The 24,147-nt window shown below is 38.4% G+C and carries 20 protein-coding genes; 14 read left to right on the forward strand and 6 right to left on the reverse strand.

Features of this window, described 5'->3' with window-relative positions; all coding sequences use genetic code 11:
* Window positions 1–30: 30 nt before the first annotated feature.
* The 3 genes from SUSAZ_09560 to SUSAZ_09570 are packed head-to-tail and all read right to left on the reverse strand — an operon-like array spanning window position 31 to window position 5,947.
* Window positions 31–732 carry a component of anaerobic dehydrogenase gene (locus tag SUSAZ_09560; GenBank protein ID AHC52122.1) on the reverse strand — a complete coding sequence of 234 codons (702 nt, stop codon included), beginning with the start codon at window positions 730–732 and terminating at the stop codon, window positions 31–33.
* 11 nt (window positions 733–743) lie between these two features.
* Window positions 744–1,577, reverse strand: a complete 834-nt coding sequence (locus SUSAZ_09565; GenBank protein ID AHC52123.1) for a 4Fe-4S ferredoxin — start codon at window positions 1,575–1,577, stop codon at window positions 744–746.
* Between the two features lie 11 nt (window positions 1,578–1,588).
* Window positions 1,589–5,947, reverse strand: coding sequence for an oxidoreductase (locus SUSAZ_09570; GenBank protein AHC52124.1), 4,359 nt, complete (start codon window positions 5,945–5,947; stop codon window positions 1,589–1,591).
* A 202-nt stretch (window positions 5,948–6,149) separates the two neighbouring features.
* On the opposite strand from SUSAZ_09570, the gene SUSAZ_09575 reads away from it, so the two are divergent.
* The 7 genes from SUSAZ_09575 (at window position 6,150) to SUSAZ_09605 (ending at window position 12,074) form a co-directional block, all read left to right on the forward strand.
* A complete protein-coding gene (locus SUSAZ_09575) occupies window positions 6,150–6,779 on the forward strand; it encodes a hypothetical protein (protein ID AHC52125.1) in 630 nt (209 codons plus the stop codon).
* Window positions 6,760–7,623 (forward strand): hypothetical protein, encoded by an 864-nt coding sequence (locus SUSAZ_09580; GenBank protein ID AHC52625.1) that lies wholly within the window; start codon window positions 6,760–6,762, stop codon window positions 7,621–7,623. Before SUSAZ_09575 ends, SUSAZ_09580 begins: the two co-directional genes overlap by 20 nt.
* A gap of 40 nt (window positions 7,624–7,663) precedes the next feature.
* Window positions 7,664–8,428 (forward strand): hypothetical protein, encoded by a 765-nt coding sequence (locus SUSAZ_09585; protein AHC52126.1) that lies wholly within the window; start codon window positions 7,664–7,666, stop codon window positions 8,426–8,428.
* A 61-nt stretch (window positions 8,429–8,489) separates the two neighbouring features.
* Complete coding sequence (locus SUSAZ_09590) at window positions 8,490–10,010, forward strand: 4Fe-4S ferredoxin (GenBank protein ID AHC52127.1); 1,521 nt, start codon at window positions 8,490–8,492, stop codon at window positions 10,008–10,010.
* A 26-nt stretch (window positions 10,011–10,036) separates the two neighbouring features.
* On the forward strand, window positions 10,037–10,549 hold the full coding sequence (locus tag SUSAZ_09595; GenBank protein ID AHC52626.1) for a hypothetical protein: 513 nt from the start codon (window positions 10,037–10,039) through the stop codon (window positions 10,547–10,549).
* Window position 10,550: 1 nt separating this feature from the next.
* Window positions 10,551–10,967, forward strand: coding sequence for a hypothetical protein (locus SUSAZ_09600; GenBank protein ID AHC52128.1), 417 nt, complete (start codon window positions 10,551–10,553; stop codon window positions 10,965–10,967).
* Window positions 10,968–11,024: 57 nt separating this feature from the next.
* Window positions 11,025–12,074: a polysulfide reductase NrfD gene (locus tag SUSAZ_09605; protein AHC52129.1), complete on the forward strand. Its 1,050-nt coding sequence runs from the start codon at window positions 11,025–11,027 to the stop codon at window positions 12,072–12,074.
* A 38-nt stretch (window positions 12,075–12,112) separates the two neighbouring features.
* Here SUSAZ_09605 and SUSAZ_09610 read toward each other — a convergent pair whose 3' ends face one another.
* Window positions 12,113–13,420, reverse strand: coding sequence for an MFS transporter (locus SUSAZ_09610; GenBank protein ID AHC52130.1), 1,308 nt, complete (start codon window positions 13,418–13,420; stop codon window positions 12,113–12,115).
* 162 nt (window positions 13,421–13,582) lie between these two features.
* Here SUSAZ_09610 and SUSAZ_09615 point away from each other — a divergent pair, with 162 nt between their 5' ends.
* Window positions 13,583–15,262 (forward strand): MFS transporter, encoded by a 1,680-nt coding sequence (locus tag SUSAZ_09615; GenBank protein AHC52131.1) that lies wholly within the window; start codon window positions 13,583–13,585, stop codon window positions 15,260–15,262.
* A gap of 110 nt (window positions 15,263–15,372) precedes the next feature.
* On the forward strand, window positions 15,373–15,813 hold the full coding sequence (locus tag SUSAZ_09620) for a MarR family transcriptional regulator (GenBank protein ID AHC52132.1): 441 nt from the start codon (window positions 15,373–15,375) through the stop codon (window positions 15,811–15,813).
* 48 nt (window positions 15,814–15,861) lie between these two features.
* Here the strand turns inward: SUSAZ_09620 and SUSAZ_09625 are convergent, their stop codons facing one another.
* Window positions 15,862–17,028, reverse strand: coding sequence for a hypothetical protein (locus SUSAZ_09625; protein AHC52627.1), 1,167 nt, complete (start codon window positions 17,026–17,028; stop codon window positions 15,862–15,864).
* A gap of 109 nt (window positions 17,029–17,137) precedes the next feature.
* Between SUSAZ_09625 and SUSAZ_09630 the strand changes: the two genes are divergently transcribed.
* Both SUSAZ_09630 and SUSAZ_09635 read left to right on the forward strand, forming a co-directional pair.
* Window positions 17,138–17,926, forward strand: a complete 789-nt coding sequence (locus SUSAZ_09630) for an AsnC family transcriptional regulator (protein ID AHC52133.1) — start codon at window positions 17,138–17,140, stop codon at window positions 17,924–17,926.
* Window positions 17,927–18,069: 143 nt separating this feature from the next.
* On the forward strand, window positions 18,070–18,288 hold the full coding sequence (locus SUSAZ_09635; GenBank protein AHC52134.1) for a hypothetical protein: 219 nt from the start codon (window positions 18,070–18,072) through the stop codon (window positions 18,286–18,288).
* A 125-nt stretch (window positions 18,289–18,413) separates the two neighbouring features.
* On the opposite strand, the gene SUSAZ_09640 is transcribed toward SUSAZ_09635, so the two are convergent.
* Window positions 18,414–19,106 (reverse strand): bacterio-opsin activator, encoded by a 693-nt coding sequence (locus tag SUSAZ_09640; GenBank protein AHC52135.1) that lies wholly within the window; start codon window positions 19,104–19,106, stop codon window positions 18,414–18,416.
* A 397-nt stretch (window positions 19,107–19,503) separates the two neighbouring features.
* On the opposite strand from SUSAZ_09640, the gene SUSAZ_09645 reads away from it, so the two are divergent.
* The 3 genes from SUSAZ_09645 to SUSAZ_09655 all read left to right on the forward strand — a co-directional run bounded on the left by SUSAZ_09645 (window position 19,504) and on the right by SUSAZ_09655 (window position 24,136).
* Window positions 19,504–21,681 carry an aldehyde oxidase gene (locus tag SUSAZ_09645; protein AHC52136.1) on the forward strand — a complete coding sequence of 726 codons (2,178 nt, stop codon included), beginning with the start codon at window positions 19,504–19,506 and terminating at the stop codon, window positions 21,679–21,681.
* Window positions 21,682–21,899: 218 nt separating this feature from the next.
* Window positions 21,900–23,048 (forward strand): MFS transporter, encoded by a 1,149-nt coding sequence (locus tag SUSAZ_09650; protein ID AHC52137.1) that lies wholly within the window; start codon window positions 21,900–21,902, stop codon window positions 23,046–23,048.
* 113 nt (window positions 23,049–23,161) lie between these two features.
* Window positions 23,162–24,136, forward strand: coding sequence for a hypothetical protein (locus tag SUSAZ_09655; GenBank protein AHC52628.1), 975 nt, complete (start codon window positions 23,162–23,164; stop codon window positions 24,134–24,136).
* The last annotated feature ends 11 nt before the right edge of the window (window positions 24,137–24,147 follow it).

Raw genomic sequence — 24,147 nt, forward strand, 5'->3', positions numbered from 1 at the left:
TTCTAACGGAAATATTTAAACCTGATATTATCACCTTGATCCATGAAAGGATTGACCTAAATTACTGTCCACAGTTCCAACAAATTTAGCCCTCTTTGACATTTGACTATAATCATAGTTGATCCATCTCCCTAAGTTGGCACAAACTGGTCTAAATATGTCTGATCTACCGTCGCTTAACACATCATTAATCCATTCAGGCACCCAGCTCATAATATGTGTCGTCATAAAGTTATACTGGTCCATGACTATTTTAGATATGTCTCCATTATCCTTTGATAAATTTATTTCCTCCCTAATCAAGAATGACATAAACCCTAAGATAGTAGATATATGGTCAGGCTCATGCATAAAACTTCTGCTCTTCATCACTAAACCTCTTGTGGTGTAAAATCTAACTATGTCATTGTATCTAAAGGTTGTTATACCCTCGCCTATAAGTAAGTAATTTCTCTTACTTTCGACCGGAGTTAAAGGTTTATTTCCAAAACCTGTAAGGAACAATGTCGTGTACTCAATCAGGTAGTCCTTCTTTGATTTACTCTTGAACTTCTTCCTTATTTCGAACATATCCACGTTGGCTATCTCCTTTAATACACCTCCTACTTTTTCAGTTACGTCATTCAACTTATCTAACATATCATTAAATTCCTTATCCTCTATTTTATATAGAAAGATTTCAGAAAAAGTGTCGTATATTAAAAATCTTAGAATTGCTTGCTCACTGGACATAGGAAAACATCTTAACTACCAGAGTTATTGCTCTGAGTTGTTGTGCTGTTGGTTCCCTGTGACCCCAATTGGACTACACCTGTTGCAGTCCAGACGTTAAAGTATTCTTCCTGGGATAATAACTCTACATCATCATTGCCTGCATAATCACTTCTCCATGGTAAGTAACCGCTAGCTGGATTTGCTCCAGTCTCAGGTCCCATCACAAATCCACCTTTATCCACAAACAATATAGTTCCTGGATCTGTTGGATCCAATATATTTGCCCAGATTCTAGCCTGAACCATACATCCGTGAATACATGCTGGAATTCTCTCCTCTGGTGGTATGGTTGGATCATATAGTCTATCAAAACAATGCGTACACTTTTTCACCACTCCTTGAACTGGATCAAAGAACCTGTTACCATAAGGGCATCCATAAATGCAGTACTTACAACCTATGCACTTGTTATAGTCGACAAGAACTATACCGTCTTCAACTCTCTTGAAAGTTGCCCCCACTGGACATACAGGTACACAAGGGGCATTCATGCAGTGGAAGCAGTTTATTGGTATATTATAAACCTTGGTTTGAGGCCAATTCCCCACTTCAACGTTTAGCACTCTCAGCCAGAACATTACATCTAGGTCTCCATAGGGGTTAAGATCAGGTAATGGTCCGAACATACCTGATGTGTTCCACTCTTTACACGACATCTGGCAACCTGCACAGCCAAAGCACTTATTTAGATCCGTAATTATTGCAAAGTTCTTAGATGGTTTAAACGGTAACCTATATTCAACTCCGTTTTGATACATGTCTAGGGTTATCTTTTGGGGTTGTGTATTATTTGTGGAGGACATATTACTTCACCTCATGGGGAGACTTGTTCTGATGCATAACCATACCTCAACTTATAATTATCAATCACGTAGCCATTTTGGGCTAAAGAGCCAGGGGATATAAAGCTCCATATTTCTGTGTTCTGCATTGAGTTAGCATTGAAACGTAAGTAGGGTATATCAACTGCTTGTGCAAAGGCAGGTGCAACTGGGGAATTGCTTACACTTATTTGTCCGCCTATCTGAGAGACTATTATGCTTATTATATCCTGGTTACTGAAGTCCTGCCCCATATAAATGAAAGTACTTGCAGACACGCTGACCTTATTTGTACTAGCCTTTCCCACTATCTTTATTCTGGCATCATGCCATGCTGTCTGTCCTGTTATAGGGTCTAAGTTTAATATGGGAAATGCATTGTCCACGTTAGGGTCTAGTGACCCTCCTCTAGAGGGAGGCATGTATGCTACGGAAGCCCAATTGTTTAATATACTGTATTTCACCTGAGGAGAGTCCTGAGTTTGACTCCTGAAACCTGGTAATGCCTGAGAGGATACTATCACCCATGCTGAACCTGGTCTAGTTGCCTCATCCAGGAACACTAATGCAGTGAGCTGAGTTGTTAGTCCCCCACTCTTGGGCTCGTTTACAGCCTGGAAAGTGACAAAATCTCCATTGTTTATACCCATTGAGTTAACATAGGGGTCTGCCGAACTTAGGACCATTGGGGTATAAGGTATAATAGCTGTCAACCATGGAGTAGTGTAAGACCAGGAGTGATATGCTCTGTCATGTCTCCTCACAAAGAATGTCAATGGATATTGGGAGAGGTCTATACCATCTTGAGTAATATCAGACTTCCATGTTGGAGTGGGGTAATACCCTCCAAAAGGTTTGAAGTAATCCAATATGTTCTTCCTAAGAGCATTACCGTAACTATCATTAGGCAGTGTGGATGGAACGAGGAACTTAGAGTTGTTTGTTAACTTGTAATAATAGTAATACGCCGCGTTATAACCTGTCCATTTTCCGGCCGCAGCAAGTCTAAATTTCTGCAAATATTCAAGATATACCCTGTGAATATAGGGTAACCCAATATTACCATAGCCTCCTGGCATGTACGCTCCCCATCCTCTAAAGTAGAACATATTGACATTTCTCATGTATCTTATTGAAGGTGGAAGTACGTATACTGCGCCTCCCTTACCTACCTTTACTACTCCTGGATTTATGTCATTTAATGTCATTTTTCCGTTTGCGAAGTTATTTATTATACTTTGTAACATGTTCTGGAGTAACGGTTGGAACTTTACAGGTAGTCTGAAGTAATCCTCAATTCCACCATTTCTGTTACTTGCACCTATGGTGTAAGTGGTTGCTGTAGAGAACGTTGAACCACTAGGCACTTGAGAGGTAATCTGGCTTATGACTGTATTTTGGTCAGAACCATTTGGAACAAATGAGGCATATAGCTTAAGCTGTTGGGGATTTGGAGTTTGCGCTTCAGCATCATTTTTCAATATATACTCAAAGTTGTTACCATATCCCGCTATTAAAGTCCCTGATTTTAGGATGTAAATTCCTGAGGATATTAAGCCTGGTTGACCTTGAGAAAATATTTGTTGCCCCGTGATAGGGTCATGTATTGTGACTGGGCTAACAAGTGGTAGACCTGTTACTGGATCCTGGGTGGTATAATGTGGGTTGTTAGTGGGACTAATAGATAAGTTGGGATTGGATTTTTGGTTTGGATACCCTCTAACTAACCATAGGAGTGTAAGTAGAAAATCACCCGCACTTAGTACAGGGTATAAAGATGGAAGTGAAGGCCAGTTCAAGGAATCAGAGGGTCCACTTGGTAAAGTAGTAGGTCTATCAAACGTTGAGTGAAAACCATATACCTCTAGGAATGACAAGTCGGGAATAACTAAATCTACAACATTATCGTTCTCGTGCATAAAGAGGTCAATAGTTGCAGTGAATGGTATAATATAGTTTCCGTTCGAATCCGTCTCTGTAACCTTTTGTAATACATCACTTAATGTGTAAGCGTTATTCCAATGTGGCGAGGTTAGGTACCACATCATAGCCTGGACATTATATGGTATTATACCTTTACTAGCATACTTATTCATCATGTACGCAGTGTATGAGACTGCCGAGTAAGATCTCTGCGTAGTAAGTGGTAATTCCCAACTATAACCACGGTCAACCAGTAGAGGTCTACTTGTTTTATAAACTACCAAGTCATCTGGACCATCAGGGAAACCATAGGGACCCGTAGCTATCACTGACACACTGGTGATTTCAACTGTTCCATCGTTATGTATTAATTCGTTCTTGAGAAAACCTGCCCTACCACCTGCCTGTGGTTTTACGCCTAAGGATGCAAGATCAGGATCTATCGATGGGGTATTAGCTAAAGGATGTGGTGGTACTCCGTGACCAGGGAAGTAGTGAGGATATGGATATTTATACCCATTAGCCCCTGGATTGTCCCAAGCACCTAACATTAATACTAAGTAGTAAGCTGAAGCAGCAGATTGGAATCCATTACCATGTGCTGCTAGCCCTCTCATAAAGTAAATGGAAACAGGTCTACCTGTAACTGACTCATGATACCTTCCTAGGTAATCAACCCACTTTACAGGTTGCTGAATAGCCTTCTGAAATGCAACAACTGCTAGTTCATTTGCGATCCTAACTACAGTGTACTCTGGTATTCCAGTAAGATTAGAAACATTTATGGCACCGTATTGAGCCGTTTGATCTGGTGAGGTATAGGGATCATAGTTAATCAACTCAGCTCTCAGAAGTTCAAACCCTGTTGTAACAGTCAAGGTTATGGTATTACTGCTACTGGGTGATGCAGGCACAGTTACCTGAATTGCTGGAATCTTTATTGTTTGACCATTCCTTAATTTATAGGGGACTTGAACTAAATTACTGATCATACTTGAAGGTAACTCGTCTAGGGTCAAGATGGGCATAACACCGTTTTGCCATGGTATATCGACATAAGAGTAAACATTGCCATCACTTCCCAATACAGCCTCTAGCCATTTCGAAGCAGAGAAAGTAAAGGAAACAGTACCGCCTGAGGACGTTGTTGCAGTAATCTTCTGTGAGGTGGAATAGAGGCTGTTTTTCACTGGCATTCTAACATGTAAACCTGTATTATTGCTCGCATTAGGGTCTGAGGGGTCTAATGGGTCTCCATACTGAGGATTGGGATTTAATATTACTAGCCAGGATAAATTTGTATAATACCTCAAGAACTCCTCGTCTATATGAGGGAAATTGGCGGTATCTGGTATTTCGCCAAATTGAGGAAGAGGCACCACTTGACCGTTAGGCGCAACAGTCTGGAAAAGTAGTTGTCCTGTCCCACTGTAATATGAAGAAACTTGTTTTAAGGTAATAGGATTTAAGACTGTCTTCCCATTGGAAACCTTATATACGTAATAGTGGAAATCTAACAAAACCCTTATCCATCCCATGAACAAGGCTCCGTCTGTAGCTGGATTTACATACAGATGCTCATCCGAGACACTGTAGAAGCCAAATCTCTCAGGGGCTATGGTTAAGACTTTGCCGCCATTTTCCCTTATCCTAGCTATAATTCTCCTCATCCAATTAGGGAAGTGATCCCCAGCAAGACCGGCTAAAATGAAGTATTGGGCTCTCGTCTCATCAGGTCCTGCATATTCCCACACTGGCGCACCAGTAACATAAACTCCTGCTGAGTAGACATTCATTGAACAAAATCCTCCGTGTGCACCAGAATTAGCAGTGCCAAAATTAGCAGCGAAGAAACCTGCTGTTATTCCAGGGATCAACTGATCCCTTCCAGTAAATAAGACAAATGAATGGGGATTAGTTTGCCTGATCTTTAATAGACCGGGAAAGTCACCTATACCTAAACTTCCCGGGTTCAAACCTAACTTCGACCAAGAGCTCGCATTGGCACCATTCACAAGGATATCATAAGCAGTATCATAGTCAATGGCAATCCATTTACCTGACCCTCTAGGTCCAGCCCTCAATAGAGGATACCTTAGCCTTGAAGGAACGAAGTAGTAATACACATCAGCTGCTCCTCTAGGACAAACTCCGCCATCATTTATGTGCCATCCAATAGTCCCTGTAACGAACCTAGGATATCCCTCTGGAGTTCTAACTACCTGAATTGCACATCTACCTAAACACTGGAAACAGTTAGTGTACACTACTTCGTCAGATGGATAGTTTAGTGTGTAGCTAGTTGTGTCGGCAAGTGGTCTAAATATTTTATCTACAACTGATGGAGTACCAAGGAAAACTGCAGTACCTAAACCAGCAAATCCACTTATTTTTAGAAAGTCTCTCCTACTTAGCTTTAATTGACTCATTAATTAAATTTTTAATAAAGTTTTTTTAAGTATTCACTTCAATTTGAAGATATGACTGAATGTTCATATTTACTATACTTATTCATTACCACAACCACGATAAACTTTTGAACAAATAAGCTCACATATAATTTATCATTATTTTTTGATGAAATTTATAGTAGTATAAATATTTAAGATTAAGTGCTTACAATTTAAAATAATGATAAGATTAGAACCGAATGACATACTAGTGTTGGAGGAGTTAATTTTATACATTCAGCTCACTTCATATCGTTTCTCCAAGCTTACAGGGGTATCAAATGCGACAGCGTGGAGGACATTCAACAGGCTAGTGGGATTAGGCTTAGTCAAGAGGGAGGATAAAAGGGGGTTTTCAATAACAGCTAGGGGTGCCATAATACTCTACTTAAACACATCTAAGGGCAATGTGAAGAGAAGATGTTTGTCAGTTCTAAAGAAGTTGTGGAACTATGATGGCGATGAGGAGAAACTCAAGTATTTCCTAGAAGATGTAGATAAAGTTTTGAAGAATATGAACCTATCACCGTTTGTCATATGTTTTAATCAGCCTGTAACTATCGCCACAATGTTATACAGTAGACTTGATGAGCTAAAGGAGGAGACGAAAGAGGTTATAGCAAATATTTTGATAAACTTTTTCCCGTCAATAAACCTGAGGAACAGATGTAAGGCAATTATCTCATATGACAATAGTGGAAAACCTTATGTACTTGCAGCAAAGTGCAAGATAGATGGTATAAAATTAAGGTATTATTGTCCCGAGATATCAAAGTATCTCAGTGTCAAAAATGCTGAATTACCTCAATGACTACTTGGCACTAGGTTTTAGTCCTTCTACTATTTTAGGTACATGCGAGCTGAGCGAACAATTTGAGATTTACCATGGAGAGAAAGGTGAAGAAGTAAGCCTATTTTTCATTAAGTCAAGTAAACCAATAGAGAAGAGGAGCAAAATAAACATACATTACTTCTCTCCAAAACTTGAAGTCATAATAGAGAGAAGCGTAAAGTTAAATGGAGAGGCTCTGGTCTCAGCGTCCACACTGCGTATTGTTGATATAACTTTTCCCCCTGAATCTGAAATTTACGACGGTCTGTTGAGAGGTCTAGTGTTAAATCCCATAGTGGTTAAGGGAGCTGTAGATAACCTTTATTTCAAAAGAGAGGACATCTTATTTGGATGGGGCTTAGGTGAGGGCATTGCGAAGCTTGGAAAGTTTGAACCCAGTGACTATTGCATAATACAGCCTCTAGGTGAGTTAGCATTTATCTCTCTCTACAATAGGTTTGTGATGGGGAGACTTACTTTAGATGAGTCCTATGTTAGGAGAGAAAAGGAGAAGATTCTCGAAATTAGTTCAAAAGTTTACAGGGAACTCGGTGAGGTGGTAATAGAGAACGAGAATAACCTTGCATATGTTGAGGATATTGGCATGAGCCAGGACTCTATCGAGAGATTGAAAACGCTGAAGATAAAAACTATCATAGTTCATGATAAAAACATTTTCGAGTTAACAAAAAACTTCACAAAAAATCCTTTTGCGAGTCCATTTTCAGTGGTCATACTGGGAAACAAGATTGGTGTAGACAGGGTAGTTGATAAAGCTCTTAGCCTCGGCTTAAGAGTTTTCAGATCAAATTTTAGTAATTAAGGAAAAATTATTTTTAACTTCATATTGGTGATCATAAATCGTGGACACGGAAGGAGAAGAGGATCCAATATATGAAGCTGAGAGACTAATTGAGAAAGGGAATTACCCTGAGGCATTGAACATCTTAGGTAATTTGAGCTTACCTGAAGCCTACATCTTGAGGAGCAAAGCCTATCTTGAGATGGGAAAAAGTGAAGAGGCTATAAGAGAACTTAAAGAGGGCATAAACAGATTTCCCTATGCCCACTACATGTATTATGAGTTAGCCTTACTTTATTTCACTTATAATGACCTTGTTAATGCATTGGACGAGGTAAATAATGCTCTTTCAATTCTACCTTATTCCTATGATTATAATAAACTAAAGGCTAGGATACTGTTCGAAATGCAGGAATATGAGGAGGCTTTTGAAGTTCTCACCTACGTGATAAAGATGAAGCCTGATGATGTTGAAAGTAGGTTATTACGTGCTCAATGCTTCTACTTGACAGGAAAATTCCTAGATGCACTTAAGGAGATAAATAGGGCTTTAGAGTACAACAACAAGGACGAGACACTACACACCCTCAAGGGTAAGATCTATCTGGAGACCCATTTCTACAAGTTGGCACTAAGCGAGTTCAAAATATCTGTATCCATAAGACCCACCGCTGAAAATTATTATCTTCTTGCCTTCTCAGAGTACATGACAGGAGAGTGTGAAAAAGCCGTAAGTGATTCTGAGAAGGCTTTAAGCCTTGATCCCAATAACGATGTGATAAGGGAGTTCTATGAGTCCTTAAGAAATATGTGTGGACAGAAATAATTTCAGTTTTTTGAAAAGAATCATTATTTTCCGGTTAAGCGTCTCTGAAACTAGATATTGCTTGTCAATAATAAGGCTAAATGTTGGGCTAATAGTGTCTAAGAAGGCTAGAGAAATGCTAGGAGACGAACTTTTAGTTAGTATATTTAATGATGGAGAAATCGCATATGTAGCTGAATATGGTGACTTCATGGAGAAAGACTTGAAAGAGAATGGGGTAAATGCACTAGTGGTAGTTAGTGAGAGCGAAAACAGGGATATTAAGGACTTTTTGAGTAACATAGACGAGTTAACCAATATACACCCTTTGTCAGTGGAAGTGTTAGACATTAACTGGTTACAGTCAAGGGAGCAAGCAAAAGCCCTAATACTAGCTTACCTAAGCAAAGCTTCCCTCTCCTTCCTGGCAAGGAGAGTTCAACCACTACGAAACAAGAACTTAACTAGAAGGTCGCTCTTAAGGAGAAAATTGTATTATTATAAACCTTACCCTGTACTTTCCCAGGAGATATCCTTTGAGAGGGAGATGAAATACCTCTCATCACTTTGTGAATTAGTGGTGAAGACCCCTGAGGGTCCACAAGTTTCTGATCCTGACAAGTGTACTTCCTGTGGATTTTGCTCAGGTATGTCATTTTTAGGTTACCTGGAAATGCCTAACTTCAGTACAGACCAAGTCATTGCATTTATTAACACACTGAGTAATTATGCCCCTAAGGATAAGCCTGGTATAGTCCTGATCACGTGCAACAGGATTACAGATATACCAAAGCTGAGGGAGGCATATATATATCCTCTTATATCTCCCTGTGTCTCATCAGTTCACGACTCTTTTCTAACAGCAATCCTGGTCTCTGGTTTTTACCCCGTACTATACTCCCCTGACAGCTCTTGTGAACTGAGAGATAGGGCAAAAATAAGGGCAGAGGTTGCTATCAAGAGATTCCCCGGAACCGAAATATGGTTCCCTTATGTGGAGGATCTAAATGAATTAGAGGACGTATTGAGAAATATCGTCAGGGATTCCACCATATTGACTAGGAATGAGATACCCCAGGACATAGTTTTATCGAGAAGCAGGAGGAGGAATTTACTATTGTGGTCCATCTCTCAGTTCAGATCACAGTCGAAGCTAAACGAGGAAGACGAGATACCTGGAGTGTTTAAGGTGGTAGTAGATCCTGATAAATGCGTTCTTTGTGGAGTTTGTGTAAGATCTTGTCAAATGTTGGTATTTGACATTAAAAATACCTCCAACAGTACAACACTATATCATGATTTATCATATTGCATAGGTTCGCAGAGGTGTGTCAGAAATTGTCCTGAGGGGGCGATAACACTGATGGGATCAGTTAAAATAAAGGAACTGGGTAACAGATCAGTGGTCTCGGCAACAGTAGGTAAATGCAAATACTGTGGGAAGCCACTAGATTCAATCAAGGTGAAAAACAGAGTAGGTGAGATTTTGATGAGTTCAGGAATAAATGACATTGAAGACTATGTAGACGTGTGTAACGATTGCAAACAGAAGAACATGAGTAAAAAGTGGGTTGAAAGGACATTGGGGTTGAGCAAAAAATGAACTTCGTTATAACTTTGCTTAACACGTTGATAAGAGCCCCTAATCTAAAGGATATCCTGAAGCAGATCGAGGGATCTAATTATTTCAAAGTTGAAATTGATCCTACAAACATGACTGTGAACTCTGATGCTTATCTCCTAGAGGAGCTCTCCTATAGGGGAAGGATATTCATAGCTACAAATGTCCCATCTAAGTTAGCCTATGAGATCTTAAACAGGTTTAACCTAGACAGTTTCATTACCAGAGTGGTCTCTGCTGAAGATGTGGGCGTGTTTACCACAAACCCTAAATTTTTTGAATATTTATACAGAATGACTGGAATACAAAGAGGAACAGGTTATTTCATAACTTCCAATACCATCTCAATTAATAATGCAAAGTCAAATCAATTTAAGGTAGTCATGATAGATCGTGAAGGTGGAAATTCCGTAAACCTGGTGGACGTAATAAGAGTTAGGGACCTTAAGAAGATCGTTGAACTGACAGGAAAGAGTTATGTTGACTCCAAAATTGGTGATTCCTCACTGAGGTGTAAGTGATTTGATATCCGATTCAGAGGTCGTGGAAATATTTAAGGAGTTGGGAATGAAGGTAAAGGAGGAAAAACAGCAAGGGTTACACTTTCACGTAAATATATCTCCACCAACTGCAAATTCCGCCATAGTGTCTATAATAAGACCCACAGCCTTTTCGAAGTACTACATCGTGACCATGGCAATAGAGGTTGACCCACCTAAACTTAATAAGAAAGTGTTGAGGGAGATCGGTGTAGAGTTGGCTAGGCTAAATGTGGAATTTTACGTTATGCCACCAGAGAAACCAACTGCAATTCAGATTGCTAAACTACTATATCAAGAGGACTTAAGTAAAAACGAACTAATAAACACGGTAACACTCGTGAAGAACGCAGGTTTTATCGTATTTAATATACTCAGTGGAGAAAATATGAATGACTAGTAATATCAATAAAATGAAATTAAGGTTTATTTATTATAATAATTATACTTACATACAATGGGTCTGTTCACTGCACCAGCTCCAGGTACTAATTTTGGAATAAACTCACCACTGTTGCAGATTAACCAATATCCTGAATGGGATGTAACAGTTGCAATAGCACTCTATTTCACTGGACTCGCAGGAATGTTGATGGCTATAACTTCAATCCTAGAATTCACAGGGAGATATCCTAATTTGGTAAAGAGGAACTCAATCTTCGTATTTATATTTGCTGTCCTATCTCTGGTTGCGTTTGATATACATTTAGGAGTACCTATAAGAGGGTTCTATGCCCCTGCAAATGCATTCGGAGCTCTTTTGAATTCGTGGATGGCTAGAGGTATTGAATTCGTGGGAGGACTTCTAGTTTTCTCGTTGATTTTTATGGCTATTAAGGTACTTGATGTGAAAAATGTTGTTGCCACATGGGTATTTGCAATTTTAGGGCTCTTGGCAGGCATTTTTTCCACAACTTATAGTGGTTTTGAACTATCTGCAGCAACTGGTGTACCCTTCTGGAATAACGGAGGTCTTCCTGCACTTTTCTTAGCATCAGGTATAGTAGGTGGTAGTGCTTGGAGTTATATAATAAGTCTTGTGACAAAGGGAGAAGAGGGAATTAGGGCTAGAAGGCTCACGGCTAAACTTTTAGCTTATTCTGCAGTAGCTGAGCTAGCAACGTGGTTCCTATTCATGGCAAATGTCAATTTCGTTTACGTATTCGATGAAGTAGCCTATAACTACCTAATATCGGGAGTAACGTTTGTAATAGACCTAGTATTACTCGGATTGACATTTGTAGTGCCTGGTGTAGGTAATCTAATGATGTGGAGAATGTTGAGGAAAACTAACTCACATTCTCCAAGTCCTTCACCTATTGACTTTCCTAACTACTTGAAAATAATAATACTTGTCGTAGCGATATTAGCTTTAGTCTCAGGATTCTTCACTAGGGAGGATATACTTTTCGCTGGTCAGTACGCGTATCAAGTATCCCCACTAACGCCATTCCAATACAGTAGTAATCAGCCTACTCCTATAGGCTCATTTGGATGGAGAAGCTAAAAAGGAAAAAAGAATGATATCTTAAAACACATACTCTTTCATTTTTTCTCTAGTTTTTCCAGTGGAACCCTGTAAGTGTCTACTCCTTTAATATACCAGATTACACTAACTATACCACCCATAAGCCAGAGAGCGAAATTGAGGATCAGATAATCTACGAGTGAAAATGATGATGTAACAACGAGAGAAATCCCATAGGCGGTAATTGGAAATATCCTTATGAGTCCTATCATGAATGCCCTCACATTACTGGGCATTAATACAGGCTCATATACAGTTCTCACTGCCCAACTGAACTCACTAAACAACATATTTACAAACAGAAGAACAAAGAAAATTTGAATGTTAAAGTTCATGGTAAGTAATACTATTGGTATCATACTCAATGTACCGCCCAGATAGGATATCATGGAGAACATTCTTGTGTTAATCCTCCTCACAACCAGAGTTGCTAAGAAGCCTGAGACTGATGCGCCTAAATTAGCTATGAATATTATGAAAGGTGTTTGTGAACTCGAGAAGTAATAATCAGCAACAGTAAACGCCATTAGACCGTAAGTGAGATATTGTGCTACACCTAAGACAACCAAAATTATGTACCTGAAGGTCAAGTTGGTGTTATCCTTAACCTGAACTTGAATATCTAATTCCCTAGTTTCTTTAGCTACCTTACTAGCCTCTTTCTCAGCTTTACCCAAATCCCCTTTAGTTACAAGCCACCTAACTGACTCAGGTAAGAGAAACCTTATTACAATAGCAAACACAATACCTAAGACAGCAACTAAGGATACAGCGAGGAGCTCAATCATAAATGAGTTAGAAAGGCTGAATGTCAAGTAACCTATAAGAGCAGCTACAGTAGCCCCGATGTTGTCGAAATTTGGTCCTAATATTAAGATACTGTCTCTATAATTTATGGGCATCATCTCTGCACTATATGACAACATAACAGGAACCTCGCCTTCGACCCCAAATTCACCAAGTATTATGCCTATCACGATCAGTAGAATATATGGAAATTGCGCTAAACTAGTTGTGTTAAATCCAGACAGTACAGAAGCAAGAATAATTAAAATTGTCCCTACTGAGTAAAGAGTCATAGTTATGAAGAATGTTACTTTCCTCCCTAACTTTCTGTCTGAGAAGAAGGATAGGATTAGGTTTCCTGCCAAAGCCGCAAGAGTGGGTGTGAGTAAAAACAGAACGCTGTTTATATTGGGATAAAGTAACGGGGCTATAGAGGATATAACACCCCACATGAAATAACCTACGGCAACTGACGCAAACATTAGAGTGTGAACGGTAGTCCACTTCGAGGCATCAACTGATTTTACTATTTTTTCCATAAATTAGGTTTCATATAAGCGAGTTATAAAGTTAGTTATATTCAAATCCTATAACTTTCAATACCTCATTGATTTACAAAAATAGACGTTCTTAGTTACCTTAAGTTGCCTAAAATACTTAAGAGTTAAATATTTAAACTTTAAATGATTTGGCTTTTACTTATGCAGTATAAGTGGATAGCTCTAAGTAATACCACAATCGGAGTGTTAATGGCTTCCATAAACGGTAGTATAACCATAATTTCGTTACCGGCAATCTTCAGGGGTATCAACGTTAATCCCTTTGATTCCTTTCAGTTTCTCCTGTGGATATTGATGGGATATAACGTAGTCACAGCCACATTCCTCGTTTCCTTCGGAAAACTATCAGACATTTACGGAAGGGTGAGATTATACAACTTAGGTTTCCTAATATTTACCATAGGTTCAATACTCCTTTCAATTACACCAAATCAAGGAAGTTTGGGAGCACTAGAGCTTATAATTTTCAGAGTTATTCAAGGTATAGGTGGTGCCTTTCTATTCTCGAATAGTGCGGCAATAATAACTGATGCCTTTCCTTATAACGAAAGAGGTAAAGCGCTAGGTATTAACCAGATAGCGTTCTTAGGGGGGTCATTGATAGGCTTAATACTAGGAGGCGTACTTTCTGTAATTAACTGGAGATTAGTGTTTCTAGTCAGTGTGCCAGTGGGAATACTGGGAACAATATGGAGTTACACTAAGTTGAAGGAGGTATCAAAGCCTAATAGAAATGAAAGTATTGATTGGGTAGGTAACTTATCTCTAGCTGTAGGTTTAATATCTATACTAGTTGCAGTCACTTATGGTCTATTGCCATATGGTAGTTCTCAGCTAGGCTGGGGAAATCCATATGTGATTACAGGACTAGTCGTTGGATTTGCTCTGATTGGTGCGTTTATATATGTGGAAAGAAAGGTTCAATACCCAATGTTTAGGTTAGAATTGTTCAAAATTAGGATGTTTGCAGCTGGAAATTTCGCTAGCCTACTGAGATCAATAGCTTATGGTGGTCTAACAATTATGTTAGTTATATTTCTCCAAGGGATATGGTTGCCTATACACGGTTATAGTTATGAGGAGACACCCTTCTGGGCTGGAATATATATGATACCACTAATGGTAGGGTTCGTATCAATGGGACCAATAAGTGGTTGGTTGTCTGATAAATACGGTGCGAAACTGTTAGCTACACTTGGGATGGTGATTGTAGGTGTAGGGTTCCTAATGTTAACCACTCTTCCATATAACTTCAGTTATCCTGAGTTCGCTGCAATCATATTCTTCATGGGCTTAGGAAACGGAATGTTTGCCTCTCCAAACACAGCATCTATAATGAACAGTGTACAACCTAAATATAGGGGCGTAGCATCAGGAATGAGGGCAACGATTCAGAATATAGGGCAGACTGTAAGCATAACCATATTCTTCACAATAGTTATAATAGCATTGAGCTCAAGCTTACCATCAGCCTTAGCTAATGCTGTATCTCAAGCAGGAGCACCTCAATTATCTGGTTACGTGCAAAATATACCTGTTACAGGTGCATTATTTTCAGCGTTTCTGGGATATGATCCCGTTAAAACTATATTATCCTCTTTACCTCCCCAGATCTATGCAAGTATACCCCCTCAGGCTGTAGCCATAATGGAACAGCATGCATGGTTCCCAACAGCAATAGCCCCTTCATTCTTATCAGCTTTAAGAGAAGCGTTCTACATAAGTGCTATACTGTGCTTCTTAGCTGCAATAGCCTCAGTCCTGAGGGGAAAGACAACAATAGCTGAGATTGAAAGAGATGGTGGGAAAGTTGATAAGTGAAAAGACACCAAGTATAAATAAGATAGAGATTATGAAGGTTACAAGAAGTTATTCAAGTAAATTCACCTTTTATTGCATTCAAAATAATTTTAGGGGTGGTGGGTAAGAACATGGAGATTACCATGGATGAGAGACTTCAAGTAATTGTTACCATTGCTAAGATAAATAGGGCTTTTCAGAGAGAACTTAACAAAAAGTTAGCTAAGCTAAACATATCCTACCTCGATCACCTCGTGCTAAGAGGAATAAAGGACGGTCCCAAACCTATGGTTGAGCTGGCAAATAAGTACTTGGTTACCCAAGCTTCAATAACTTCTACAGTTGATAAACTGGAGGATATGGGTTTAGTGAGAAGGGAGAGGAGTCAAGATGATAGAAGGTTAGTGTTGATATATATAACAGAGAAAGGAAAAGAAGTGATGGAAGAAGGATTTAAGATATATAGAGAATTATCAGAAGAAATTATGAAAGAGTTAAAGGATAATCAAGTGAAGTCCCTATTGGAGGGTCTTAGCGTCCTCCTCTCTAGATTGGAAAATATAAGAAGCTAGTACTTTTTGGTGAAGACTTTACTGAAAAATAAGACATTTAACTTAAAATTATCCAATTATAGGTTTATCATTATCTTTGTTCTCAACGGTGGCATTTGCATAAATATTATGAAAATATATGAGGGAAAGAAGGCTTAAAGCAGAACAAAGGAAATACTCGGAATTTGGGGACAGTAATTGAAACATTGTATTCCCCAATGGAAAACCTATTAGACTCCCCAATGCAGTTGAAGACTGGGCGAAACCAAATCCGCCACTCCTACTTCCGGGCGGTAAAGTCTTACTAAGTAATGTTAAGATAGAGTTTTGGGCTATACCGTTTCCCATCGCCAATAGGACTAGGCTAACATAAGCTAGGATTTGGTTTGAGGGAAATGAGAGTAAGATATAAGCTATAAATGTTATTGAAAGTCCAATAGTAATCGCTATCCTTTCCCCCACCTTCCCTATTATCCTATATACTAATAAGAATTGGGCTACAGCTTGGACTATTCCCACTAATCCTAATACTAATCCTATTTGGGAGGGACCCCAGTTGTAGAAATATCTCCCGTAAAAAGCAAGTGTCCCTTGAAGTACGGCAAAGCTTAAGGCTATAATAAGTGTTAATGTAAAGAACGAGCTGGACATCCTGAAAATTTCCTTAAGGGAAGCTTGCCTTATGGGAATTTCCTTATTGTCACTACTGACCAATAGGTATACTAAAATCAAGTTAAGGAAAGCCAGACCTGCAACTATCAGGAATGTGTTCCTATATCCAAGAGGAGAGAGGACACCACCAATCACAGGACCAGCTACAAAACCAACCCCAAATGTGCCAGATATTATCCCTATATTACGGGACTTATCCTTACCTAGCTCAGTTGCATAGGAGAGTATAACTGGTAAATTACTTGTCAACGCTCCTGTTATAAATCTAGCTAAAAGTAGAAGATAGAAGTATGGGGATAAGCCTATTATCAAGTAACCTATAATCTCTGAGCCTATTCCGAGAGTCAAAACGTTCTTCCTGCCTCTTATGTCTGAGAGTCTACTGATATAAGGGGAGAAAATCAACTGAGCTATTGAGTACGTTACCGTTAATAAGCTATACTCGATAGGAGTGGCGCCTAGCTGTAAAGAGTAATATGGTAGGATTGGAATTATTATTCCGAATCCTACTGAATCCAAGAATGCCGTTAAGGCTAAGGTAGTTAATGCGATTCTCTCATTCATATAGTGACTTCTCCATGTGACTATATTAAGACTGTTTTAGCTTAAACCTAATGGAGATCGTGATTTTAATTTTTTTATAGCTTTTAAGCTCTAAACTAAAAGTAATAGTGTGGATGAAATTGACAGGCTAATAATATTCAATTTGCTCAGGGATGGAAGAATATCCCAGAACAAACTAGCTAAGATTATAAATCTGGCTCCTCCTTCTCTGAACTCAAGGTTCAGAAGACTAATCGATGAAGGAGTAATAAGAGGCTTCAAGGTTCTCATAAACCCAAACTTAATAAACAAGTACTTCGCTTATTACGCTTTTCCCAATTTGAGAGAGGCTTACTCAGATAAGATATTTGTGAAATTCAATTGCCTTGAGAACTTCAATGTTTATGGCTTTCAGGGTGAAAGCATTGAAGAGATAAAAGAGACTGTAGACGGAATCTCATCAGAGTTAGGAAAACCCATAATGGAGTATATCCCTCCTCAGAATCCCGTAAAGCTTAAAAAGCAACATCTACTACTGATAAAGACACTAGTTGAGAATCCCAGGGCTGAAATAAGTGAAATAGCAAACAAGCTAAACTTTAAGGTATCGAAGGTTAGGAGGTTAATTGGTGAACTGAAGGGATTTGCAGTAATACCAGAGGTTGACCTAATAAAAGCTGACTCCATGCTCCTGGCTGTCTTCACAAAGAAGCTTAATGACGTGATAACAGTCACAAACAGGTTCTCAGTTATAATAATACCTGGGGCATTAGGAGGAATCGATGTGAGCTTTGTTGGTTCGATAAGGAATGCAAAGGCAATGATCGATAATGTGAGGAGGATAGATCCAGACGCGCAGATTATGTTGGTTTATAATTATGAGATAAAGAACGACACTAGGAATTTGGAAATTGAATGAATAATTTAGCTCACAGTCAGTTAGCAAGACAAGTGATAATTATATTGATATTTCTTGAGATAATTAACGTATTTTCGATCTATGGAATTATTGCTCATAATAAGCCTAAAGCCTAATAAGCAATATGTTGTTATACAAAATACATGAAGTATGCTAATTTTTGGATCAAATTCAAAAATTGGGCTATAAACGTGGAAGATAAGGACGTTCCATTACGATTGAGAGAGGTGGTCAGGGTTATCAGGGAAAATCCTGATATTTCTGTAGTTAAGTTAGCTGCATACCTTGACAGTGACGCTTTATTTCTTGCAAGATCTATCTATTTTAATTATAAGAAAATAGTTCAGAACGGGATAACTTAATTCCATTCTTAAAGAAAAACCTTCTACCGGAAATATATTTCTCCTTAACCAAGGTCTATAATTTACTCCGTCATATTTACTATTATATTATGAAAAATGACTTAATGTGACAGAAAGAGTTTTCATCAGAATGTGTTGGAGTTGTCTACGAAAACTTGCATTAATACTTTCCTAATAGCATTCCTTATATGTCTGTCCAAAGCCACCTTTGTTACCCCATACATTTTGGCTAACTCATCGAGCTTAGTCTTCTTGGGATAATCAAAGAACCCCATCTTATACGCTGTGTATAGTATCTGTCTCTCTGTAGGTGTGAGTGATGAGAAAACAATCATCTTACTCTTAACCTCATCCATTTCTACCCTATCGAAATCAAGGTTTTCAATCTCTACGTCGATCCTCTTTAGCTCCTCACTAATCTGGGTTTCTAATTGATCTCTCCTGTTGAATGTGTAGACTTGCCAGTCTTCAATACCATCACTTACAGTAAGATTTGCAACAATAGCGTTACTATTCATCATAGCCTTCGTAATTGAGTTCTCAAAGTTCTTAAAGTAGTATAGTAATGCTGTCTTACTTGATTTATTCCTATCGACCCTTATGATCTTTATGTTATTCCTATACTTTCTACTTAACACATCAATGAAGTCTGTCAGCTGAGTTTTTACATTTGAATACAACTCCACAATTTCGAAAACAGAATTCTTTGCTACTAGAGGAAAGAGGTATTTAACGTTTGCCGTAACATCATAACCTGTGGTCTCCTGTGTCCAACAAGCGTCATGTTTAACTCGCATCCTCACCTTGTAAATTTGCATCATAATTGTTTTTATATAGGGGAAGTTGTATATATATAGTTTATTATTTTCATTGATATTATTTATTTTTTATTTTCAAATGAATGATTATATTCTAAACCTTAACTTAACATTTATTGCCTATAGATAACGTAACACTTCTTGGTTTTTACTTTGAAAGGGTTGCTGATGTCTGATCGGTAGATAGTAATACCCGATATAGAGAGATATAACAGTTTACAGAGGTCATTTAATATAACGTTATTATGGACTCTAATTTTGCTAGATTCTCGTCCTAGTACAAACTTCAATGTAGTCCATAATTATTTATTTACCCCCTGAATAATTTTCCTATAATATTTAAAATTTAAACTCTTTAAACGTAATGTTTATTAAATGATGAGGAGAAAACCACTTTATGCCTAAGTATATAGGTAAACCGCTAAAAAGAATAATAGAAGATCAGCCTCTTGTGACAGGAAGGGCTACCTTTGTATATGACTTAGACCTAAGGGGTACACTTTACGCATCCTTTGTAAGGAGTCAATATGCACATGCTAAAATAAAAAGTGTAAAATGCCCTGAGGGTTCAATGTGCTTTACGTCCTATGATCTACCTAAGGCTATCATAGGAATAGCCAGGGACGAAGCTGTCTATCAAGATCAACCTATAGCTGTAGTATTGGCTAATGATGAGTACAAGGCAAGAGACTTGGCAGACGAGGTCGAAGTTGAATATGAACCATTACCTAGCGTAATAGACGTTGAGGAAGCCTTGAGTAATAAGGAGAAGGCTATGAGTAAATTAGAATCAAATGTCATCTTACATGATGAAGTGAATGTTGGGGATACTCAAAACGACTTCAAAAGAGCTTATAAGATTATTGAGGGAGAACTAATCAATCAAAGGGTTATCCCTTCCGCCATGGAACCCAGAGGAGCCTTTGCACAATTTGACGGTAAGAGGTTAACAGTATGGAGTAGCACACAGACCCCATTTGACCTTAAGAAGTCCTTATCAGAAATCCTATCTGAATACGGCATTAAAGACATAAGAGTTATACAACCTTATGTTGGTGGTGCCTTTGGTAGCAAAATAATAAACTATGCTGAGGAGTTCGTTGTAGCTTATCTCTCAGTAATAACTAAGAGACCTATAAAGTGGTTTAATTCAAGGACTGAGGACATGATGACAACAAATCACGGTAGGGATATGAGATTGAGATTTAGGGCTGCCTTTGACTCAGAGGGAAAGTTACTGGGAATAGAGGGTACACTTATACACGATCTGGGGGCACCATTTGAAGACATAAATAAGGACTCCTTTGGGATGGCAACTATAGCAGCGAGATTGTTAATAGGTAGATACAAGGTCAATTCCCTTAAAATAAAGGTTCTCGGCGTTGCAACAAACAAAGCTTTTATCGGTGCCTACAGGGGTGCAGGGAGACCTGAGGCTACATATTTCATCGAAAGGATATTGACACTAGGTGCTAAAGAACTGGGATTAGATCAATATGAGATAAGAGAGAGAAATGTGATGGACGACGTTAATTTCACTAAATTACCTACAGGCATAACATATGATAGTGGTAGGTACAAAGAGTTACTTAGAATAGCTAAACCGTACTACAATGAACTAATAAAGAGAAGGGACCAGTTGAGGAGTAAGGGTAAACTAGCTGGTGTCGGTGTCGCAATAGTAAGCGAGATAGCATCATTTGGTCCTTATTCTACAGCTAAGGTGAAGGTTCTCCCCAATGGTAGAATTCAAGTTATAACTGGCACAACACCCCACGGTCAAGGAGATGCGACAGCCTTCACACAAATAGCTGCTGAAGTATTTGATGTTGACCCATTAAACGTGGATGTGCTTTGGGGAGATACTGACCTCATATCAGATGGAGATCTAACTGCAGGCAGTAGAACGATAACTGTCGGTGGATCTGCAGTATATGAAGCTGCAGTGAGGCTAAAGGAAAAACTGTTGAAAGTTGTGTCAGAGAAAATGGGTGTGAAGGCTGAAGAGATTGAATACAGAGAGGGTGAGTTTATTCATGGAGACAAGACCATGAGTCTATCAGAGGCTGCAAGGACTTCCATGTTTATGGGAGTATTACCCGAGCAGGACTACTCTTATGTTATGAATCTATACACATCCCCTTATGGCGTACACATGGTTCTAGTAGAGGTTGATAAAGACACAGGCTTTACTAGAGTACTGGACTACAAGGCATTTGATGACGTAGGTGTAGTTGTAAATCCATTATTGGCTGAGGGACAAACACATGGAGGTGCGCTTCAGGGTGTAGGACAAGCCCTGTATGAGGAGGCAATTTACTCTCAAGATGGTAACTTGCTGACCTCTAATTTCTCAGATTACGTTTTACCTACTGCTGTTGAATCATTCAATGTCGAGTGGAGGTCATTTGGATTAACAAAATCTGATACCCCAATTGGGTCTAAGGGTATCGGAGAGTTACCTACGATAGCTGGAACACCTGCTGTGGTGAGTGCTATAGAAGATGCAATAGGCAAGAAGATATACACCATGCCCGTTAAACCAGAACTAGTGCTAAAGTTACTAGGAGAATAAATTCACGATTTTTTGTTCGCAATAAACATACACATTTTATTTCCATATTTCAGTATGTTGACTCTCCTTTCTTTACAGATCCTCATATTTACTCTAATATTCTATAAATATTAAAAATTATCCCCTTAAATTAGTTTCGGAGAGTAGAATGAATATTTACGTAAACAAAGGAATAAAATTTTAATTCTCTATCTTATAATAAAGTTAACTGACCATTATTGAAACCACTTAAAGCGTACACTTTTTTCGCAAACCTAGCTAGCAGTCTCACGAGTCCCTTCATATCATTTTTCGTAGCCTCAAATGGAATAATAGGAAGTGTACTTGCTATAGCTACTTCAGCAGGAACTACTTTCCCTGGTATAGCCCAGTACTTTCTAATAAATCTCTCCATTAAGGCTAAGAAATTATTGTTTTGGGGCACCTTAGCTGAGGGGATAATCTGGCTATTAATAGGCTTGCTAGCACTAACAAATATTTTCTTCGTTGTTCTATATGTGGTAATAACCTTAATTATGGGAGTTACCAATTTTGGATGGCTTTTAATTCTTGATAAGATTAGCGGAACGAGTAAGGGTTTAGTCTTATCCCAATATAATCTATATGTATATTTAGCAGGTCTCTTAGCTACACTATTCACAGGTTTTGTAGCTAGTAGTGATATAGACGTATTGAGATTCTTCTTTATAGCCTCAGGTCTACTGTATATTTATGGTGCTTACGTGAATTCAAAAATTGACGTAGATGTCGAATTTAAGAGTAAGAGTGCATCCCCTGTGAAGGTTTTTAAAAACAGTAGATTAAGGAATTTTCTTCTGGCAAACTCCCTTTTTACGTTCACGTGGGCTATGGCATGGCCATTATTTCCATTAGCTCAAGTTTATAAGTTTCACCTAGACAGTTTTGAAATAGCCATTATTAATGTTATAGGTAACCTGTCCACAGTAATTTTGCAAAGGATTGTGGGTAGATTAATAGATAAGCACAGAGTTGCAACCATGTTTTTCAGCAGATTTGCCCTAGCTACATTCCCCTTAGCCTATGCCTTTTCTACAACTCCTTATGAGATCTATGCATCAAGCTTAGTCTCAGGGTTCACTAATTCCGCATCCGTATCGTTTACTGCATATATCTTAGATGTTTCAGACTATCAGCATAAAAGGACAATAATAGCGTTATACAACATGCTATCAGGATTAGCTGCACTAGGAGGATCCCTATTGACTAGCTTTATCTTTGGATTACTACTAAACTATTTCTCAAATATGGTTACTACAATAGATATAATGTTAGGCTCAATAGGTGGATTAAGGATAATTACCTCTCTCCTCTTTCTGCGAGTAGAGGAGAAAATAGATAAGTTGTAGCTCTCTTATTTTACAAAACTAGAATGTTAATATTAAATTTTTCACCTTAACACAGGAAAATGTTGTAGTCTCTCAAAAATTATATATAATCTTGAAATGAGTAAAATAATATAATGGTAGTTGACGAGAAAAGGGTAAGAGAGATAGTTAGAGAGGAGTTAGAAACTTTCCTTGTTAAGTCATTAGCTGAAGGCCTAAAAGAGCTACACTCAATTACCCAAGATTTCAGAGAACAACAGAAGGATTATGATAGAAAGTTTGAAGAAATTGGAAAGGAGTTGGCAGGCTTAAGGGAAATAACACAGAACTTGGTGAAGAGTTCAGAGGAGAACACAAAGGCTATAGCAGAACTAAGGAAAATGACAGAAGAGAACACCAAAGCCATTATTGAACTTAGGAAGCAAACAGAGGAGAACACAAAGGCTATAGCAGAACTAAGGAAAATGACAGAAGAGAACACCAAAGCCATTATTGAACTTAGGAAGCAAACAGAGGAGAACACAAAGGCTATAGCAGAACTAAGGAAAATGACAGAAGAGAACACCAAAGCCATTATTGAACTTAGGAAGCAAACAGAGGAGAACACAAAGGCTATAGCAGAACTAAGGAAAATGACAGAAGAGAACACCAAAGCCATTTTACGTCTAACCAAAATCGTCGATAAGTTGGTAAAGACTGTTTCAGCGCTGAACGAGAGAGTAAGCGGACTGGAAAATACATTTGGTCTAATGACAGAGGAAATAATCAGGAGGGATTTCCCTACATGGCTTAAAAATCAAGGCGTAGATGTCAGTAAAGTAAGCGGAAAAACTGTAAAATTCGGAAAAAAGAATTTAGAGTTTGATGTATTCTTAGAGCACGGCAACAAACTTTATCTGGGAGAAGTGAAAGCAACGTTAAGGGAAAGAGACGTAAAGAGATTCTATACTAAGATTGAAATGGTTAAGAAGGTATTCAGAGACAAGGAAATTATCCCGATAATTATATTTAGACTTAGAGCGAAAGGAGAGATTCCAATAAGATTAGCTAAAAATTATGGAATCAAGGTACTCAAGTACCTAAAAGGAGGAGAGTTCGATGAACGCTAAGACGAAGGTAA

Origin of the sequence: Sulfolobus acidocaldarius SUSAZ (assembly GCA_000508305.1) — an archaeon.
GTDB lineage: Archaea > Thermoproteota > Thermoprotei_A > Sulfolobales > Sulfolobaceae > Sulfolobus > Sulfolobus acidocaldarius_A.